The following is a 20,902-nucleotide window of genomic DNA, read 5'->3' as shown; positions in this document are numbered from 1 at the left end:
GCAGATATTTGATTAGCTCGACTGTTGCTCTGCCTGAATCGCAGTCAATGCAATCGTGAACACAATGTCATCTACCAATGCACCACGTGACAAGTCATTCACTGGCTTGTTCAAGCCTTGTAGCATTGGGCCAACACTCACCACGTTAGCAGAACGCTGTACTGCTTTATACGTCGTGTTACCTGTGTTCAAGTCAGGGAAAATGAACACATTGGCGCGACCTGCAACTTGAGAGTTTGGTGCTTTAGAGCGACCAACACTTTCAACCGATGCTGCATCGTACTGTAATGGGCCATCAATCAGTAAGTCAGGACGACGTTGTTTCGCAATTTCAGTCGCTTTCGCTACTTTTTCTACGTCAGCACCTGCACCCGAAGTACCAGTTGAGTAAGAAATCATGGCAATACGTGTGTCAATACCAAACGCTTTTGCAGAGTCAGCAGATTGAATCGCAATTTCAGCCAATTGTTCAGCATCTGGGTCTGGGTTAATCGCACAGTCACCGTACACATATACTTCATCTGGTAACAGCATAAAGAATACTGAAGATACCAATGAATAATCAGGTGCAGTTTTAATGAGCTGGAATGCGGGACGAACTGTATTGGCTGTAGTATGCACAGCACCAGACACCAAACCATCAACCTGATCAAGTGCTAACATCATCGTACCTAATACGACAGTGTCTTGCAGCTGTTCACGTGCTTGATCGTCAGTAAGTTTGCCTTTACGCATCGCAACCATTTTTTCGACATAGTTTTCACGAATCAAGTCAGGATCAATGATTTCTAAGTCGTGTGGAAGCTCAATACCGCGTGCTTTGGCAACATCGACTACCGCTTCTGGTTTTGCCAATAATACGCAGTGGGCAATACCACGTGATTGACAAATCGCTGCAGCTTGAACGGTACGTGGCTCATCACCCTCTGGAAGCACGATACGTTTTTTCGCTGCAATAGATTTTTGCACCAATTCATGGCGGAACGCAGAAGGCGATAAACGTGGTTTATGCGTATCGCTGATTAATTGGGTTAACCATTCTGCATTGATGTGACTGGCCACAAAGCGGGTAACTTGTTCTGCACGCTCAGTATCATCTACAGGAATTTCGTTGCTCAGGTTTAATAACTGTTGTGCAGTTTCAAAGGTGCTCAATTTAGTATGTAAAATTGGCAAGCCATTTTTCATTGCTGCTTGGCAGAACTCTAAAGCTTGTGCGCTTGGTGCTTGATGTTCAGTTAACACCAAACCTGCAAGTGGAATACCATTGCTGCTGGCTAAGCTACTGGCAAGCAATACATCGACACGGTCAGAACCACTGATAATCAGCTCGCCTGCAACGAATTTATGCATTTCGTGTTCAATATTCGATGCAATTAAGCTGCTGTGTAATACACGGCGCTGCGCTGCTTCACCTTGGTTAATCCATTCTGCAGAAATGTGTGCAGCCAAGTCCGACATGCGTGGCACACTTAAAGTATTGCTGAATGGCACCAAGCCAATCACTGGCATGCAATCTTTACCAATCATTGGATGTGTAGTTTGAATTTTGCTGACAAACTGGTTGGTGTCGCTAATTAAACGTAAGTTTGGATCAAGCGTAACAGGAATTTGTGCAGAATCTTCTGGTAAACCTTTGGTACGCATAAACAATACGCCCGCAGTACGCTCACAAGTTGCACCACCAAAGAAACGTAATTGATTGTCTACTTTTGACGCTGTTTTAACAGCATTGTTGATGTCGGCATTGCTGACAATAATGACTTTTGCATCAAGTGCTTTAGCCAAATTTGCATTCAATTCAGTTGCAAATGGATCACGTCCGTTTGGCAACACGCCTTCTACAATAATGATATCGTGATGTTTAGAAATTTCACGAAGTAAACGAACTGCATCTTCAAGCAATTCGTCATTTTCATCATTTTTTAAACGCTCAGTCAGCGCAGTATAAGAAATCGGCTCAACTGTTTCATGCTTGAACAGGTGACGATACAACGCAGTTGTGCGGTCTGCTTCAGGTTGTAATTCTTGTGAAAAAGGCTTTAAGAAACCTGCTTTTACGCCTTGGCATTCCAAAGCGTAAATTAAACCTAAACATGCTGATGTTAAACCAACACCAATTTCTGTAGGAACCAAAAGTATTGTTTTCATAATTTTTTCTAAATCGTAAAGGGACTGATTGAAAGTGGCTGAGCACTACGATTGCTTAAGCAATCGCAGCGTCACATTCAGACTTTTTTGCAGCTGACTTTAGCTCCTCTGCAACTTGCGCAGTTTCTTTCGCAATACGGCCTTCTTCGTCAGTTGGTACAACCCAAATTTGTGGACCGCCTGTACCTGCATCAATACGACCTTCAGTACCGCGTTTTAAGCTGTCATTGCGTTCTTTGCTGAAGTTAAAGCCAAAGTGTGGCAAGTAAGATACAGTTTTTTCACGGATGTACGCAGAGTTTTCGCCAATACCACCTGTGAAGAATAAGCCATCTAAGCGTGGTAAACCACAGCTAAGTGCAGCTAAAGATTTAGCTAAACGGTAGCAGAATACTTCAATTGCAAGCGTTGCATCTTCGTTGCCTTGTTCAGATGCTTCAATCAGGGTACGCATGTCGTTCGATAAGCCTGACAAACCAAGTAAACCACTTTGGCTGTTTAGCATTTTGTCAATTTTGTAGATATCCCAACCTAAGTTGCTTGCAAGGAAGCTGTGTAAGCTTGGGTCTACATCACCACTACGAGTACCCATCACCAAACCTTCAAGTGGGGTTAGGCCCATCGATGTGTCTACACTTTGACCATTCCAGATTGCACAAGTCGAGCTACCGTTACCCAAGTGAGCAGTTAACCAGCCACCTTGTTTGAAGCTGCCAGCCAACTCTGAACCGCGCTCTGAAACGTATGCGTGACTTGTACCGTGGAAGCCATAACGACGTACGTTGTGGTCGGTATATAAGAATTTAGGCACTGCATAACGGTAAGCGTGAGCAGGCATCGTTTGGTGGAATGCAGTATCAAATACAGCCACTTGCGGAAGTTCTGGGAACAAACGCATTGTTGCTTCAATACCCACCAAGTGTGCAGGGTTGTGTAAAGGTGCAAGCGGAGTTGCTTCACGAATACGTTGCACGATTTCTTCAGTTAATAATTCTGCTTTGGTTAAAGTACCGCCGTGTACAACGCGGTGACCAATGGCTTGTGGCTTATATTGAGATAAGCGACCAAGAATAGTTTCCAATGCTTTTTCATGGTCAGCATGTGGAATAGAAAGTTCGAGCGGCTCACCACCTGCGGTAATGCCTTTAATGCGCGCATCAGCAGAACCTAGATTTTCTGCCAAACCAAAGATACGATCTCCAACGCTTTCAGATACAAGCGCATATTTGATAGAAGAAGATCCGCAGTTAATCACTAATACTGATGTAGTCACTTTTATGTACCCGAATTCTAATTGAAGTTATCCCTAGTCAATCAAGCTGCATTGCAAGATATGGCAAACGGCAATCTATTGTGTTGCAATCTTGATCATTACGTATGTTTTATCATGGGTTTTTTATTGCTCCTAGATAGACTTTAGGAGATTAGACTTAAGCATTATCGACCATGAAATCAGAAATAATTAAAATTTATCAGCCCGAAACTTTCATTTTTTCATGAAATGATGGTCTAAAATTTCTGCTTAATTCCTGTTGTATTCTCTTAACATAGCACACTTCATTCTGCAGGCGAGTGGCAAACTGTTTTAAATTATTTCCTCAATCTTTGTCGGTTTATTTTGATTTGGCAGCGTATTTAATTTCCGACCAACGGACAATCACATAAGCAATCAGTGCCACCATAAAAAACACCAACATCATCCACGCCAAGCCTTGTAAGGTTTCAATAATGGTGCGGTAAATTTCCAATACCCAGCGTTCTTGCGTCAGTTCAATCACAATTCTTTTGTCATTTTCGGCATAGGTGAGTGGGGTAATGTATTTTTCCATATCGTAAATACGAATGCCTGAAGATGTGCCGACCACCATGCCTGCAAATTTGGTGTACTTTGCCCATGCTTCATGAATTGGGTCGTGGATGATACGCGCCAAAATTGCATTGATGGAGCTGGAAAACAGACGCATGACAATGAACGACACCAACAGTGCTAAAGCAAAGGTACTAATAATCAAATAATAAAACATAAGCATCGCCACTCTTTTTGATGATTTTTCTAATCTTGATGGTGTTTTTATTTTAAGTGAGCGTGAGGCAGAAATGTGTAGTGGAACTGTGTCTTAAAACAATGTCTAAAAAATAGAAGGGAATAATGTTCAGCTTCCTGTGAAACTGAACATTATATTTGGATATTGCAAAATTACAGATGGATTTTATTGGCGGATTTGACCATCGCCAAACACGATCCATTTTTGTGAGGTTAAACCTTCCAAACCGACAGGGCCACGGGTATGAATTTTATCGGTAGAGATTCCAATTTCAGCACCTAAACCATATTCAAAACCATCAGCAAAGCGTGTAGAAGCGTTAATCATGACTGAACTAGAATCTACCGCAGCCAAGAATTGACGCGCCAAACTAAAGTTTTCAGTAATAATGGCATCAGTATGATGTGAACCATATTTATTGATATGTTCAATTGCCTCATCAATTCCTGAAACCACTTTAACTGCCAAAATTGGGCCTAAATATTCGGTGTACCAATCTTCTTCGGTTGCTGTTTTAACACTTGTACCCAAAATCTTTTGGGTTGCAGGACAGCCGCGTAATTCGACTTGTTTTTCTGCATATAGCTCGGCAATACGTGGCAAGAATTGTGCGGCAACAGCCTCATCGACCAACAATGTTTCCATGGCATTACAGACGCCATAACGGTGAGTTTTTGCATTCAGGGCAATAGGCAGGGCTTTTTGTAAATCGGCCTGTGCTTCTACAAATACGTGACAGTTACCATCCAAATGTTTAATCACTGGAATACGCGCTTCATTGCTGATGCGTTCAATCAGACTTTTACCGCCACGTGGCACAATTACATCTACATATTCAGACATGGTAATTAATTGCCCAACGGCAGCACGGTCTGAGGTGTTAATCACTTGCACCGATGTTTCTGGCAAGCCTGATGCTTTTAAGCCGTGTTGAATCGCGGCAGCAATCGCTTGGTTAGATTCCAGTGCTTCAGAACCACCACGTAAAATAATCGCATTGCCTGATTTTAATGCCAAAGACGCAGCTTCAAGGGTTACGTTTGGACGTGATTCGTAAATCATGCCCACCACACCTAGCGGTACACGCATTTTGCCCAATTGAATACCAGATGGACGGTAAGCCATATCGGTAATTTCACCAATTGGATCCATGAGACCAATCACATCTTTCAGACCTTGTAACATGCCTTTAAAGCGTGCGGGGTTAAGTTCTAAGCGATCAAGCAGTGCGCTATCCAAGTTGTTGTTACGACCTTTGGTCATATCAATTTGGTTGGCAGCTAAAATAGCGGACTCGCTATTTTCCAATGCCGTATAAATAGCCGATAACGCATTGTTTTTAGATTGGGTAGAAGCGCTTGCTAAGACACGAGAGGCTTGGCGTGCTTGTTGTCCTACCGTTTGCATATATTGTTCAATAGACTCTTGCATAGCGGTTTGATCACTTAGAAATTTCAACTCGATATTAACAGTCTGTGCCTGCACAATGAAGCGTCTCAGCGGAAAATCGACTAAATTGTTCAATCTTTTCATATTTTTCAATGCTTTCATCACAAAAATTAATATTTTGAAATGCTTTATGATTTAAAAGTAGATGAGCGGTCATAGAAAATGTTGCGTATAAAATCAGCACCTGTATAGAATGATGCGATAACGACATTGATGTCATTCACAACAATAAGCAGGATGCCACTTTAATTCAGATAAGTGGGTAATCGTTCAATGACGAACACTTGCACAATAAAAATAAAATGCGCATGGAGGTAAGGAATATGAATTCCATGATCCAGATGGACACGGATGTACAGGACGCAAGTTCGCATGTCTGTTTTTTTGATATTTACGATAAACACAGCTTTAAACAACCCGCTCGTACCACTTGGATCAACGGCTGGAAAGTGGAATACATGGCAATTGCTCAGCCAGAAACCGCACATTTAACTCCAATTGTGATTATTGGTGGTGCATTCCAAAACTTTAATTCATATAAATATTGTGTCGAGCAGCTTTTTCGTGCAGGGCCAATCATTTTAATTGATATGCCATCTATGGGCGCCAATCAGCAAATGACCAATGTGGAAACAGGTGAGTCGGCAGGAACGCTAGAACTGCATGATTTAGGTCAGATGTTGGGTGATTGGCTGGATATTGTCGGCTTAGATAAAGTATCCGTCATGGGCATGTCATTGGGTTCGGTGGTGGCATCGTGTCTAGCAGATCAGCGTCCTGAATTGATTGATCGCATGATTTTAATGGGGGTTATGCAAAAGACCCGTAAAAGTTGGCGCATGTTGCTTGAAGAATCACTGCATTTAATGAAAGAGCAGCGCATGGATGAATTTGGTCAGGCGGTGATTTTATACTTGGTCAATCATGCCAAAATGGAACAAACTCGCATGTCACCGACTGCAAAGCGTTTGTTTTACCGACAAATGGCCGACTTTACCGCTACAGAGCAAGATCGCTACGATGTGAACTGCAACCGTTTATTGCGGTTAACCAATGTGCCTATTCCGCAATGTAAGGTTTTGGTGGCGTGTGGGCAATATGACAGTTTTACCTTGCCGCATGAAAATGCCAATTTTGCCTTACAGTGCCCGAACATGGAATTTGCCATGATTGCCAATGCAGATCATGTGCCGCAATTACAGCGCCGTAAAGAAACCATGAATTTATTTGCGACCTTTTTAAGCGATGAATCTATTCAGGACTTAGATGGCATTATTCCAATGACACGTGCGCAACTATTGACGATGGAACGCCGTGGAGAAGCGCGTATTCGGGTGCAAAATCCGCAAAGTCATTTGCAGTATCGTCATTCTGATTTGAAAATTGCCACGCACATTGTCGATTTAAACTTCTTTGGTGTATTGCTTGATTTTGAAAATGCTGCGTTGGCGGCACAAGCAGCACAGTTTGAACGAGATATGGCCTTAGAATTACAGGATGAGGAAGGCAGTTTTAGCATTGAATGTTTAATTTTTGAAAGCCAAGGGCAGCAACTACGCGCATTATTTAAGCATGGTAGTTTTGAGGTGGCAGAACGTTTGTTGCGTTATGTGGAACGTCAAAAAGCGGCTGCACAAAATTTGGAATATGCCCGTTAGTAGATAAAATCAGTGCTTGGTTTAAAATTATCCAAAGAAAATAGAATCAAAATAGCGTGTTAAACCACGCTATTTTTTTTGTAGGCATGAACCATCCAGACTAAATCGCCTAAATGTTCTGCGGTTGTTTTTTCTAAAGAGCTGTTGGAAAAATACAGTTGTGGTTGTTGTAGCTGCACTTGCTCAAAACCTGCATTTTGAAAAAACTGAGTTAATTCCTGCGGAGATTGAAAGTGAAAGGTGAAAGCACTGCGTGACATAAATTTCAATAATCGGCTGCAGTTCCAAATAAAATTGGCGAGCTTGTTTTTGACGGGTTCAGGGTAAATATCGGTTAAATAATGCAGTTCTGGAAAGTCTTGGGTGTAGTTACACATGCCATTTAACAGCTGTTGTAGCATGTCTTTGCTGAAGTAGTTAATTAAACCTTCACTAATAATTACTAAGGGCTGCGAGTGATCAAAATATTCAAAGGCCTGTTGAAAGGATTCACTAAAAATATCGGCGGTGAGAACTTCAGGTGCGTCGTGGTCAATTTGTCGTAACGCTTGAGTTTTAATTTGCGCCATATCAGGCAAATCCAGTTCACGGTAATTCAGTTCAGGATATTTTTGTCGAAAGTTCCAGCTGCGTGGTGACAGCCCAGATGCAATTTCGAGCACTTGTAATTGCGGATGTTGCTGAATCAGTGCGGTTAAGTGTGCATCAATCATTTGGTGACGTTGTTTGAGGGTGCTGCGCATACTGCCGCCCACATGACGTTCTGCCCAGTTTTCTAAAGGATGTACCAATTTGGCTAAAAACTTGCCTTTTCGGGTCGCAAATACAGGATGTGAAATCCCCCTTTGATACCAGATATATCCCGTATAATGTGCGGTAAAAGAAATATGCCGATGTTTGGACAATGCAGTCGTGTCTGAGCGAGTTGGCTTGGCATCCGAGTTGTGCATTTCAGTCCTTTTTTCTGTCGTGATTTTGCTGTTCAGCAATGTTTTTGTCATTTTCGTATAGACCTTAATTGTTTGTATGGTGGTCGTTGTCTTTTTAGGCATGCTTTGACACTCAAGCTGCGGTGTCAGGCATATACTCAAAATAGAATAAGTTTATCATAATCAAAAAGGAATAAGCTGTCGTGTTCCTTTGTCGTATAAATGCTGTGAAAAAGTGAAGGCGTATAGGGTCTGTTGACATTTCATAAATGGCTTGCGCTGTAGGCTAAAACTGAGCAGATCAGGCATAAAACGCAGGGAATAGTGGACCTATTTTCAAGTTCCATAACGCAATCTGAGAAAGTTTTAGCCACATGAGCAAGAACAAAGCGTTGCTTTGTTTGCTGCGCAAGGGGGCGAGCATATTTTTTGCTGCTATTGCGTTATGTGCCAGTCATTTAGAATGACTAAATTTCCTGTCCCATGCCTTATATCAGCTAAAAAATATGTGTCGTCGCAAACATAGACGAATTGTCAACAGACCCTAGTTAGTTTGTGGTGATCTCAAGTCGCAGCGTTTTTAGTGGTACTTGAATAATTGGTCGGGTCGTGACTAGTTTGTGCTGCCAGTAGCGTGGCACTTTGTTCTTTAAATACCAAGATACGATCACGGACGCTTCGCCATTCATCACCCAAGTCTAAAACTTCAGCAATGCTAAACTCTGCACTAAGCTCAGGGATTTTACCGCGCATGCGTTCTAAACGTGCCTGATTCGGCAAGGGTAAATCGGCAATCGCATTTAAAGCCAATCGTTGTGCAGCACGGTTGTTGCAGACCAATCCCATGTCACAGCCTGCAAGCAAAGCGGCATGAATACGTGCATCGGCATCGCCTGCTACACAAGCCGCCTGCATGCTTAAATCATCCGAAAAGAGTACACCATCATAGTCCAAGTCTTTGCGAAGCACTTGCTGTAACCAAAACTCAGAAAAACCTGCAGGGTTCGGATCGACCTGATCATAAATGACATGCGCAGGCATGAGCGCATCCAGTTGATTTTGCAGTTGGATAAAGGTTTGCATATCCTGTTGTTGAATTTCGGCAAAAGAACGTGAATCTATCGCGGCAGCAACGTGAGAGTCTGCTTTAACCGATCCATGTCCAGGAAAGTGTTTGCCTGTGGTTGCCATTCCTGCACGATGCATTCCACGTAAAAAAGCATCTGCCAAAGCAATAATATCGACAGGACGCGCAGCAAAAGCACGATCTCCAATGACATCACTGATGTCATTTAAATCTAAAACGGGTGCAAAACTAAAATCAATGCCTACGGCTAATACTTCGGTGGCCATCAACCAGCCACATTCTTCGGCTAAATCTAAGGCACGTTCAGGTTCGTTTTGGTATAACTCGCCAAATCTACCCATAGCAGGCAATAGGGTAAAACCTTGTTTTAAGCGTTGTACGCGTCCGCCTTCCTGATCGACTGCAATTAAAATATCAGGGCGTACCTGACGCATGTGGTCGGTCAAGGCGCGTACTTGCGCAGGAGATTGGATATTTCGGGCAAATAAAATGACTCCACCGACTTGCGGAGCGCTTAATAGTTCAATATCTTCTTGAGTAAGTTCTGTGCCAGCGATGTCGAGCATCAATGCGCCAATCATATTGGGTGTCCGTATTCGATTTTTATCAATAAAAAAACAATACCTGAATTCTGCAATGATTTGCTACATTTTGACAGCACAGATTATGATAAAACTACACGACAGATCCAAATTAAGTTGTATAAGATTTTGAATCTGCTCAATTCATTGTGAAAAGCAGAGATTGGTCAAAAACCAAGGACGTAAATATTTTTATGAAACTTCAAACCATCGCTTGTGCGGTTGCAATAGCAACTGGCGGTTTTTTCTTTTCTCACGCCATTAACGAGGCAATTGCAGCCAATAATACCGCTGTCGTTGCTAACAGTATTGTGCCGACGCAGGAACAAGCTTTGGTTTCGCGTCAATTGGCGACCTTGGTCGATCGTCAGCATTATTTAAATCAGCGTTTAGATGCCGCAACGTCGCAGCGCATTTTTGATTTTTATATCGACAGTTTAGACCCAGACCATACTTTGTTTTTGGCTAAAGAAGTTGAGCAATACCGCAAACAATATGCAGCAACATTTGGCGCTTCATTAAAAGCAGGCAATTTGGCGGGGCCGTATCAAATTCATGCACAGTATCGTGAACGCTTAAAACAGTTTTATCATTTCATGTTGGCAGAGCTGAAAAAACCACAAAATTTAAAACAGCCAAATGTCACGATTGAAACAGATCGGGAAAAAGCACCGTTCTTTAATACTGAAGCAGAAATGCGTAAGCATTGGCAAAAAATGTTGGTGTCACAGCTCATTAACCTGACCATTAGCAAAGAAGAAGAATTGGCAAAACAAAAAGCCATTAAAGATAACCCTGAATTGACCAATGGTCAGGATTTGGCAAGTCCAGAAGATTTGACTCCAGTGCAGACTTTAACTAAGCGTTATACTCGTCAGTTAGAGCGCATGGATCGTTTAAAGAGCGATGATGTGCTGGATAAAACTTTGAATGCGATGATGCTGACTTATGATCCGCACAGCAATTATTTCCCACCTGTTGATGCGATGGAGCTGAATCGTCAAACGACTTTGCAGCTTGAAGGGATTGGGGTGTCGATTCGTCCTGAACGAGGCAATGAAGACTACACTAAAATTGAAACCATTGTTGAAGGTGGCCCTGCCAGTAAAACAGGGCAGGTGAAATCGGGTGACCGCATTATTGGTGTGGCGCAAGATGGCGAAAAAATGGTGGATGTTGTGGGTTGGCCGAGCAATGAAATTGTGGGGCTGATTCGCGGTAAACGTGGCACCAAAGTCACTGTGCGTTTGTTGGGTGCGGGTGCGGCGATGAATCAGGCGCGTAATGTGACCATTGTGCGTGATGTGATTCAGGAAGAAGATGCGGGAGTTCGCTCACGAACGATTGACATCAAACGTGATGGTCAAACTTATACCTATGGTGTGATTGAAATTCCATCGTTTTATTTGAATTACCGTGCGCGTCGTGCAGGTAATGAATATCGCTCGGTGTCGGAAGATACCAACAATGCCCTGAAAAGTTTGGCGGCCAAAAATGTCGCAGGGATTATTGTCGATTTACGTAACAACCCTGGCGGTTCACTAGAAGAAGTGGCACGTATGCTTGGGCAAGTAATCAAATCAGGCCCTGTAGTGCAAATTCGTGATGGCAATGGCAACGTGAGCGTATTTGAAGATGACGATGGCGGTGCACAGACTTATGCAGGCCCATTGGCAGTGATGATTAACCTTGCTTCTGCTTCGGCCAGTGAAATTTACTCTGCTGCAATTCAGGACTATCAGCGCGGGATTGTGATTGGTAGCACCACCACAGGTAAAGGTACAGCGCAGGTACAACTCGACACCTTAGCCTATGGGCAGGCGACCTTAACTCAACGTAAGTTCTACCGTATTACAGGTGGAAGTACCCAAAACAAAGGTGTGATTCCTGACATTAAACTGGTGGATATTTACAATGAGGAGTTTGGTGAACGCAAAGCGAAAAATGCTTTGAAGTGGGATACCATTCCAACTGCGCCATTTAAGCGTGAAGGTTCAGTACAGCCATACATCACCAAGTTGGGTCAATTGTCACAGCAACGTGTCACGCTTGATCCACAATTTCAATATTTGGAACAACGTAAGCAAATTGCCAAACAAACTGAAGATCGCAAAAGCATTGTGTTAGATATTGAACAACGCAGAGCAGAGTTGTTAGCTTTGGAGCAACAAACGCTGACTGCGGAAAACAAACGCCGTCAGGAAACAGGTTTGAAACCATTTGCTAATTGGGAAAGCTATCAGGCATCTATTGATGCTTTGGCAGAAGCGCGTGCCAAAATGAAAGCGGCACAACGCCCTGCTTTACCTGAGGAAGAAGCTTTTGTGATTGAAGCAGCGCAGGTGTTGCAAGACTATGCCATGTTACAAAAAGGTGTTTCTGAGCCGAATCAACCTTAAAACAATGTTAGAATCTTAATCAAATAGAACCAGCAGCGAAAAGTTGCTGGTTTTTTTCATCCTAAAGCGAAAAGTAAAGTGACAAGATGCATATAGCTTTGAGTCAGACAGCTATTTTTAGCAGTTTTGAATTGCCATTATTTCATGATGACATATTATATATTTGACTATTGACCAAAGCGGAATAGTATTAGACTCTTAAGTCAATGCAGTCTTTGCTAGATCAATCCGTCGTTCAGGTTGCTTTTTAGTTATTATTTATAAGAGAGTGTGAGATTGAGTAGCCGAAAAACAATAAAATATGACAGAGATGGATACATCTAATGATGCATGTACATTATGATCTGAGCTTGGTAATTGGCTCGGTAGCAATCTCAGTATTGGCCTGCTATTTTGCAGTGTCTGTTGGGCAAATGCTTTTTCAAAATGTACAACAACAACTAAAAAAAATTGCATTAATCATGAGTGGTTTGCTGCTGGGTGCGGCAGTGTGGAGTATGCATTTTGTGGGCATGTTGGCCTGCCAGTTACCTGCACCGTATCAATTTGATCTTAGCTTTACGACCCTATCTTTTGTTATTGCATTTATCGCCTCTACGTTTGCGGTTTGGCTGACCACGCAATCGACCTTGCCTGTGGCGCGTTTGATCCTGAGCGGCATTTTAATGGGGTTGGGTATTTCAGGCATGCACTATACGGGCATGATGGGAATTCAGGTAGAAGGCTACCGTAGTTATTATGATCCTACCATTGTTTTGCTGTCTGTATTAGTGGCCATTGGCGGAGCAATACTTACCTTTTGGTTTATGTTTCATTCCAAGTGCAGAATGGGGCGTCAGGCACAATATAAAATTTTCATTGCGGTGCTCATGAGTCTGAGCATTGTTGCCATGCACTATATAGGCATGGAAGCACTGCATTTTTACTCTACAGCAGATTTGCCTCAATCAGGGCACTTCCAGATCGGGCAAGGGCCAGCTCTGTTGGTGGTTATTTTAGTGACCAGTCTGATTTTTGCTGCTGCGGTGGGCGTATCTCTGCTGGAGCTGCGCTTAGAAGAAAAAAGCAGACAATTGTCTTTAGCCAACCGTGAATTGGCCAATCAGGCAGTCAAAGATAACCTGACCAAATTGCCCAACCGTTTATATTTAGCTGAATATGCACAATTGCTTTTTTCTGAGCATCGGCAAAAAAACACTAAAATTGCATTTTTGTATATCGACTTAGACCGCTTTAAAGCGGTGAATGACGTATTTGGGCATCATGTTGGCGATCAATTGCTGATTCAGTTGTCTAAACGTGTGCAATCCCACTTGGGCGAAAATACCCAGTTATTAAGAATTGGTGGCGATGAATTTCTTTTGGTGATTGAACATACCGACATTGCAGAAGCCACTGTCATTTCTGAAAAAATATTAGAACTGATTCAGCAAAGTTTCTTAATTGCAGGCAAGGTCATTAATATTTCAGGCAGTATTGGCATTGCGATGTATCCAGAGCATGGCACCAATTTGCAAGATATTTTAATGAATGCTGATGCGGCGATGCTGACCTCTAAATATCAGGGGCGTAACACCAGTTCGGTATTTAATTATGATCTGGAGTTACTTGAGGCCAAAAGCCAAAGTAAGTTGATTAATGATTTATATAAAGCGGTTGAACAACAACAATTTGCGTTGTTCTATCAGCCAAAGTTTAAAGCCGCTGACCATAAAATTTGTGGCGTAGAAGCTTTAATTCGTTGGTATCACCCCGTACATGGTTTACTTACCCCAAATATGTTTATTAAAGGGGCTGAAAAGACGGGGTTGATTATTCAAATTGGCTATTGGACGCTAGAAGAAGCCTTTAAACAAATTCAAATTTGGGAAAGATCGGGTGCACCGTTATTTCCTGTGGCTGTGAATTTATCGGCAGTGCAGTTTGAACATAAACACTTATTTTCGACGTTAGAAAACTTGTTTAAACGCTATGAGATTCAACCCCATCACCTGATGATTGAAGTGACTGAAAGTACAGCAATGCATCATATTGAATCGAGTATTCGTAGTTTTGAGCGTTTGCGTCAAATGGGGATTCAATTGGCGATTGATGATTTTGGTACAGGACATTCGAGTTTCTTGTATTTGAAAAAATTGCCAGTCGATGAGTTGAAAATTGACCGTGCTTTTATTTTAGATTTGTGTTTGGACAGCAAAGAAGAATTAATTTTAGAAAGTATTATTCAGTTAGCCATTAAACTGGGTTTAACTGTGACCGCTGAAGGGGTGGAAACGCCATTGCAAGCTGAGATTTTAACCCGTTTAGGCTGTCAGCAATTACAGGGCTACTTATTAGGCTTACCAATGGATGTTGAGCGTTTAGAAGAGCTGTTTAAACATTCGGCTTAAGCTAGCGATCATGCTACCGCTCAAGATAGCGTACAAGTGAGCGACCAAGTCCAGCGTTTAATTTCAGTGATGAAACAAGATGAATATAGTTTGGCTGAGTTGATGCAGTTGTTAGGTTTAACTCATAGCGCAACATTCCAAAAGAACGATATGAATCCTGCCATAGAAGTAGGTTTGATTGAACGTACGATTCCAGAAAAACCGAAAAGCCAAAAGCAAAAGTATAGATTGAAAAAATAACTATATTCTCAGTTGTGGATAAATTAGAACATATCAACAATCAATAAAATTTGATTCAAATCTGCTACAATTACGCCAATTTTTCATATTGATCATTTTGATCTTATACACTGCGGTTCTGCAGTAGGTGTCTTGCATGAGTTTTAAAGATGAGTTAGCGGCGCAGGTCGCACAGCGACGTACTTTCGCGATTATTTCCCACCCCGATGCTGGTAAAACCACCATGACAGAAAAACTGCTGTTATGGGGACAAGCCATTCAAGTTGCAGGGATGGTAAAAAGCCGTAAGTCAGATCGTGGCGCAACATCTGACTGGATGGAAATGGAAAAAGAACGTGGTATTTCCATTACAACTTCGGTGATGCAATTCCCGTATAAAGACAAAATGATTAACCTGCTCGATACCCCAGGGCACGAAGATTTCTCTGAAGATACTTACCGCACTCTAACTGCGGTGGACTCTGCACTGATGGTGATTGATGGTGCGAAAGGTGTCGAAGACCGTACCATTAAATTAATGGATGTGTGTCGTATGCGTGACACACCCATCATTTCATTCGTCAACAAAATGGACCGCGAAATTCGTGAACCATTAGAGTTGTTGGATGAAATTGAAAATGTCCTCAAAATTAAGTGTGTGCCAATCACTTGGCCAATGGGTACAGGGCGTGATTTCGCAGGGGTGTTTAACCTCATCGAAGAAAAGTTTTATGTGTACAAATCAGGTTTTGGTTCAACCATTCCTGAAATTGAAGTACGTGATGGCTATAACCATGCAGACCTACGTGAAAAAGTAGGTGAATTGGCATGGGCGGCATTTGAAGAATCACTTGAATTGGTACAAATGGCGAATGAGCCTTTAGACCGTGAAGAGTTTTTAGCGGGTCGTCAAACACCAGTGCTGTTTGGTACGGCTTTGGGTAACTTCGGTGTAGATCATGTATTGAATGCATTCAGTGAATATGCGCCGCCGCCAAAAGCACATCCAACGCAAGACCGTATTGTAGAAGCCAATGAAGAAGGCTTTAGTGGTTTTGTTTTTAAAATTCAGGCCAATATGGATCCGAAGCACCGTGACCGTATTGCTTTCATGCGAATCTGTTCAGGCAAGTATGAAAAAGGCTTAAAAATGAAGCATGTACGTATTGATAAAGATGTACGTATCAGCGATGCCTTGACCTTCTTGGCAGGTGACCGTCAGCACCTCGAAGAAGCTTGGCCGGGCGACATTATTGGTCTACATAACCACGGGACGATTCAAATTGGCGATACCTTCACTTCGGGTGAAAAGTTGCAATTTACAGGGATTCCGCACTTCGCACCTGAAATGTTCCGTCGTGTACGCTTGAAAGACCCATTGAAGTCCAAACAGCTGCAAAAAGGCCTTAAAGAGCTTTCAGAAGAAGGTGCAACGCAAGTCTTTATGCCACAAAACAGCAATGATTTAATCGTAGGTGCTGTTGGTGTGCTACAGTTTGAAGTCGTCGCCTATCGCCTGAAAGAAGAATACAAAGTCGATTGTATTTACGAGCCTGTCAGCATCAACACGGTACGCTGGGTGTCTTGTGCCGATGAGAAAAAGTTTAACGAATTTAAGAAAAAAGCCCACGATCAGTTGTCTGTCGATGGTGGTGGTCACTTAACTTATCTCGCGCCAAGTCGTGTGAATTTACAGTTAATGCAAGAGCGTTACCCTGACATTGAGTTTAGAAATACACGCGAGCACTAAGCCTCAGGTTGATGATGCTTAATCTGGCAGATGCAATCAGCGTAGCGCAGATGAATGTTCGGCATGCCTAAAAGTTTCAAAATTAAAACAGCTTCTTTAGGAAGCTGTTTTATTATGGGGGCGGTAAAAGATTAAAGATTATTTTTGATAAATGAATTGGGGAAATCATGCAGCAAAAATCGGTTTATCTGGGTGCAATTTTGAGCGGGATGGTTTTGCTTAGCGCCTGTGACTCATCTAAACAAGATCAAAACTCAGATGAGCAAACGTCTATTTTTCAGAAAGATCAAGCGGATGTTTTACCGTATTTGAATATCAAGCAACAGGCGGCAGAAATTGCCTTGCCATTTTGTGAAAATAAAAACTGCATTGAATTAGAAGTACAAACTTTAAATACCCAAGATACATGGCTCAACAGTTGGATTGCAAAAAATCAGGCCATGGTGATTCAAGACCAAATTGGCTTAAAACAAAACATGAATTTGCAGCAAGCCGTAGATGCCTATGTGAAAAAATCCGATGCTTGGCAGGCACAATTAGATCAAAATAAAGCTTATGAATTGGCGATGTACACCCGTATGGCATATCAACGCAATCAATATGTTTTGTTGCAAGTCGGGGTAGATAGCAAACAGGAAGGCACGCAAGTCAAGGAACGCTATTATTTCTTTGTGGCAGATCGGAAGCAGCAAAAAGCCTTGTCTGTTTTAGATGTGATTGATGCCAAACAACAAACCCGTATGAATACTTTTGTACAGCAGGCCTATCAGGATTGGCTCAAAACACAAAGCAGTGACGTGCAAAAAGCAGCACCTGCCAAATTATACTGGGGGCAGGCAGATTGGTTTTTTGATGATCAGGGCTTAGGATTGCATTATCGCACCCATGAAATTGTCAAAGATGGCACGCAGTTAGATATTTACCTAAGCAAAGCACAAACACAACAAGTTTTAAAAGCAGACATCTATCCATCTATGTTTTAGTAGGTGAGTACGGTGACAAGCAAAAATAGATGAAATCAAGGTTGGATCCATGTTGAAAAATAAAAGTATTTTGGCGATCAGTATTTTAATTACAACGCTAGGGATTACTGCATGTCAGCCAAAGAAAACCGAACCAGAAACAGTCGAGCCAGAGCAGACGCAGGCGGAACAACAAAGCTTAAAACTGGTCGGGGATACTGAAAAACTGAATTTGTCGTTGCCTAAATGTGAAGGGAATAACTGCCCTGAAATTTCAATTGAGCGTTTGAATAGTAATCAGGCCTTTATCGACCATTTTATTGATCAGAAAATTATTCAAGAATTGGCACAAATTTTAGAAATTGCACCACAGCAGGCGGCTTCTGAGGCTATAGCAGTTGAGAATGCAGCCAGTGAAAATACAGCAGCCAGTGCTGCAGATGCACCTGCCAGCAACCCCACTGCAGCAGCCATTGCACAAGTGGAAACTTTGGCGCAAAAATTAGAAAAACAAACTGTGCCTTATGTGCAAAGCTTTTTGGTACTTGATCAGGAACTGAAAGCTTTAAGCTCAAATCATAAAATCAGTTTGATGATTAAGCCTAAAATTTTGAATGCAGATCAGCCTTTGGCAACCGTGGTACTGAATAGCAGTAGTTATTTGGGAGGAGCGCATGGTGCATCGGCACAGCAATACTATAATTTTGATTTAGAACAGAAAAAATTAGTATTGTTAAATGACATTCTGTTAGAGAAGCAGCGTCCACAATTGGAGCGCAAAGCCTACGAAGCGTTTAAACAATGGGTCATCGCATCTGAACTTTCCACCAATGTGCAAGAATATGAACAAGCGTGGAAATTTAAGCTGTCGGAAAATTACTATTTAGGTCAACAGGGTTTAATTCTGCAATACGCAGAATATGAAATAGGCCCTTATGTCGTTGGTTTACCGCGTTTAACCATTCCGTATGCAGAACTGCAGGGGATTTTAAAAGCTGCGTATTTGCCTGTAACAGAAGCAGCCTCTGAAGCAACCGCAAAATCTGCCGAAGCCAGTGCAGTAAACACAACCAAAGCGAAATCTTAATATGAGCATTGCGCTGTTTGATACGCATACCCATTTTGATGTACCTGATTTTGACTCAGATCGGGAGCAATTGGCGTATGCGGCCAAGGCAGCAGGCGTAGAACATTTGGTACTGATTGGCTTTGTACAATCACGTTTTCAAGATTTAATCTCTACACAACAGTTTTTAAACCAACTTGAGCATGTGCCACAAAGTCATCTTGCACCAGGCTTGCATCCTTTTTATATCGAACAACATCAAGACCAACATTTACAAGATTTAGAACAGTTTTTGCAACAACAGCATTGTGTCGCGGTGGGTGAAATTGGCTTAGACACTTTTTTGGTTGAACATAAACAGCCTGAAGCGTTTCAAAAGCAGCAAGATTTTTTTGCCGCGCAATTGGAAATCGCACGCCATCGACAAAAACCTGTACTGCTACATATTCGTAAGGCTCATGCCGAAACCTTAAAAATACTCAAACAGCAACAATTTCAGTTTGGTGGCATTGCACATGCTTTTAGCGGTGGGGTAGAAGAAGCCAAAGCACTGATCAAATTGGGCTTTAAAATTGGTGTGACAGGGCAGATTACCAATCCCAATGCAAAAAAACTGCGCCGTGTTGTGCAGGAAATTGGTGCTGAACATTTGGTTTTGGAAACCGACTGCCCCGATATGACGCCTTTATGTTGTCAGACAGATACTCAATCACGAACCCGAAATACCCCTGCGAACCTGATTTATGTGCTTGAAGGTTTAGCGGATTGTTTAGATATTGCACCGCAAACTTTAGCCGCACAGCTTTGGCAGAATAGTGTTCAAGTATTAGACCTGCCTAAACTTTAGATGAAACAACACGAAGTCTGCGAAACGCAGTAAAATGCCCACACTTTGAAATTAAATTTGATTGCAGCATGACAGATCTTCTTCAAGATGATGAATATGAACGCCGTTTTGCAGGTGTGGCCAAAATTTATGGCGACAGTGCTTTTCAGCATTATGCCCAAAGTCATGTCATGGTGATAGGAATTGGCGGTGTCGGCTCTTGGGCGGTTGAGGCGTTGGCACGTACGGGTATCGGCGAGCTGACATTGGTGGATATGGATGTGGTCGCAGCATCTAACATTAACCGTCAATTGCCTGCCATGAGCTCAACCTTGGGGCATGAAAAAATTAATGTCATGGCAGAGCGTTGCCGTTCTATTAATCCACGTATCAAAATTAATTTGGTCGATGATTACCTCAGTCCAGATAACGTCAAAGCGTTATTGGCGACTGCACCTGATTTGATTTTAGATTGCATTGATGACGTAAAAGCTAAACTAGCGTTGATGCTGCATTGTCGTTTTAACAAGATTCCACTGATTGTTTCGGGTGGTGCAGGTGGCAAACTTGATCCGTTGAAAATTCGAGTGGCAGATTTATCTAAAACCGAACAAGACCCAATGTTGGCCAAATTGCGCGCCCAATTACGCAGCAAAGGTATTTGTAAAAAGCCAAAAGAAAAGTTTGGGATTACCTGTGTGTATTCCATCGACAATCCATTTTCTAGTGCCGATGTATGCCCAAGCGCAGGCTTGCGCTGTGGCGGCTATGGTTCGGCGGTGGTGGTCACGTCCAGTTTTGCGATGGTAGCTGTGGCAGAAGTGTTGAAAAAGTTAGATGCCTTACAGGCTAAAAATACATAAATCAAAGCCATGCGAGGCATGGCTTATAAAAAAGTTCTTTGATTTTGCACATCGCCAATGACTTTATTCAGTAGGTCGTTGTAGCTGCTGCTGTTCCTTAAAATGTATTCAAACATAGTCAAGGACTAATTCGCACTCTGTTAATGTCTTGTTGCCAAGCGTGTAACTAGAGCCTGAGTCGGTCAGTTCCGACTTGTAGCGGTCAGTCCGTTCTTGCAATATACGCTTTACAGTTTTGTAAGGCGTATAACGACTTATCTCATTGTCGTTTAATCTTGCAAGCACGTTTCTCGCAGCATTCCAATCAGCTTGCACAACTTCCCCATTGAAACGGTGAAAACGATCTCCCTTACGTGTACCTATTAAAAGGCCATGCAAGAAAGAATCACTTTGCGAAGTATATGCAGAATTGACTAGATGCACCGTAGAACCTCTACGGTGAGATATAGAAGTTAGGGCATTAGCTAACAAACCTTTAGCCCATGTATTTAAGCGTCTATTGGTGTTTTTGCCATAGTTGCGTTTAC

At 42.3% G+C, this 20,902-nt stretch carries 15 protein-coding genes and 1 pseudogene; 9 read left to right on the top strand and 7 right to left on the bottom strand.

The window, feature by feature from the left end:
- Positions 1-12: 12 nt before the first annotated feature.
- The 4 genes from pta to FTT71_RS08710 form a co-directional block, all read right to left on the bottom strand.
- The gene (pta, locus tag FTT71_RS08725) at positions 13-2,151 is read right to left on the bottom strand and encodes a phosphate acetyltransferase (protein ID WP_180160886.1); all 2,139 of its coding nucleotides are present in this window, start codon (positions 2,149-2,151) and stop codon (positions 13-15) included.
- Between the two features lie 55 nt (positions 2,152-2,206).
- On the bottom strand, positions 2,207-3,424 hold the full coding sequence (locus FTT71_RS08720) for an acetate/propionate family kinase (protein WP_096901391.1): 1,218 nt from the start codon (positions 3,422-3,424) through the stop codon (positions 2,207-2,209).
- 340 nt (positions 3,425-3,764) lie between these two features.
- A complete protein-coding gene (locus tag FTT71_RS08715; RefSeq protein WP_026438428.1) occupies positions 3,765-4,175 on the bottom strand; it encodes a hypothetical protein in 411 nt (136 codons plus the stop codon).
- Between the two features lie 186 nt (positions 4,176-4,361).
- Positions 4,362-5,627, bottom strand: a complete 1,266-nt coding sequence (locus tag FTT71_RS08710) for a glutamate-5-semialdehyde dehydrogenase (protein WP_096901406.1) — start codon at positions 5,625-5,627, stop codon at positions 4,362-4,364.
- 341 nt (positions 5,628-5,968) lie between these two features.
- On the opposite strand from FTT71_RS08710, the gene FTT71_RS08705 reads away from it, so the two are divergent.
- A complete protein-coding gene (locus FTT71_RS08705) occupies positions 5,969-7,303 on the top strand; it encodes an alpha/beta fold hydrolase (protein ID WP_004974874.1) in 1,335 nt (444 codons plus the stop codon).
- A 59-nt stretch (positions 7,304-7,362) separates the two neighbouring features.
- Here FTT71_RS08705 and FTT71_RS08700 read toward each other — a convergent pair whose 3' ends face one another.
- Both FTT71_RS08700 and nagZ read right to left on the bottom strand, forming a co-directional pair.
- Entirely contained in the window at positions 7,363-8,253 is an 891-nt protein-coding gene (locus FTT71_RS08700) for a class I SAM-dependent methyltransferase (protein WP_004974878.1), read from the bottom strand.
- A 543-nt stretch (positions 8,254-8,796) separates the two neighbouring features.
- On the bottom strand, positions 8,797-9,900 hold the full coding sequence (gene nagZ / locus FTT71_RS08695) for a beta-N-acetylhexosaminidase (protein WP_096901392.1): 1,104 nt from the start codon (positions 9,898-9,900) through the stop codon (positions 8,797-8,799).
- 194 nt (positions 9,901-10,094) lie between these two features.
- On the opposite strand from nagZ, the gene FTT71_RS08690 reads away from it, so the two are divergent.
- The 8 genes and pseudogenes from FTT71_RS08690 (at position 10,095) to FTT71_RS08655 (ending at position 20,375) form a co-directional block, all read left to right on the top strand.
- Positions 10,095-12,299: a carboxy terminal-processing peptidase gene (locus tag FTT71_RS08690; RefSeq protein ID WP_096901393.1), complete on the top strand. Its 2,205-nt coding sequence runs from the start codon at positions 10,095-10,097 to the stop codon at positions 12,297-12,299.
- A 323-nt stretch (positions 12,300-12,622) separates the two neighbouring features.
- Entirely contained in the window at positions 12,623-14,689 is a 2,067-nt protein-coding gene (locus tag FTT71_RS08685; RefSeq protein WP_096901394.1) for a bifunctional diguanylate cyclase/phosphodiesterase, read from the top strand.
- 3 nt (positions 14,690-14,692) lie between these two features.
- A pseudogene (locus FTT71_RS08680) lies at positions 14,693-14,929 on the top strand (Fic family protein); the annotation flags it as partial.
- Between the two features lie 136 nt (positions 14,930-15,065).
- Complete coding sequence (locus FTT71_RS08675; RefSeq protein WP_004974887.1) at positions 15,066-16,658, top strand: peptide chain release factor 3; 1,593 nt, start codon at positions 15,066-15,068, stop codon at positions 16,656-16,658.
- A gap of 167 nt (positions 16,659-16,825) precedes the next feature.
- The gene (locus FTT71_RS08670; RefSeq protein WP_004974888.1) at positions 16,826-17,641 is read left to right on the top strand and encodes a hypothetical protein; all 816 of its coding nucleotides are present in this window, start codon (positions 16,826-16,828) and stop codon (positions 17,639-17,641) included.
- 49 nt (positions 17,642-17,690) lie between these two features.
- Positions 17,691-18,707: an RsiV family protein gene (locus tag FTT71_RS08665; RefSeq protein ID WP_096901396.1), complete on the top strand. Its 1,017-nt coding sequence runs from the start codon at positions 17,691-17,693 to the stop codon at positions 18,705-18,707.
- 1 nt (position 18,708) lies between these two features.
- Positions 18,709-19,533: a TatD family hydrolase gene (locus FTT71_RS08660; RefSeq protein WP_096901397.1), complete on the top strand. Its 825-nt coding sequence runs from the start codon at positions 18,709-18,711 to the stop codon at positions 19,531-19,533.
- A 68-nt stretch (positions 19,534-19,601) separates the two neighbouring features.
- Positions 19,602-20,375 (top strand): ThiF family adenylyltransferase, encoded by a 774-nt coding sequence (locus FTT71_RS08655; RefSeq protein WP_096901398.1) that lies wholly within the window; start codon positions 19,602-19,604, stop codon positions 20,373-20,375.
- Between the two features lie 108 nt (positions 20,376-20,483).
- On the opposite strand, the gene FTT71_RS08650 is transcribed toward FTT71_RS08655, so the two are convergent.
- A partial coding sequence (locus FTT71_RS08650; protein ID WP_180160885.1) for a zinc ribbon domain-containing protein occupies positions 20,484-20,902 on the bottom strand: 419 nt, incomplete at its 5' end.

The sequence above is a fragment of the Acinetobacter sp. YH01004 genome (assembly GCF_013420455.1).
Lineage (GTDB): Bacteria > Pseudomonadota > Gammaproteobacteria > Pseudomonadales > Moraxellaceae > Acinetobacter > Acinetobacter towneri.
This window is presented reverse-complemented; position numbering and strand designations above follow the sequence as displayed.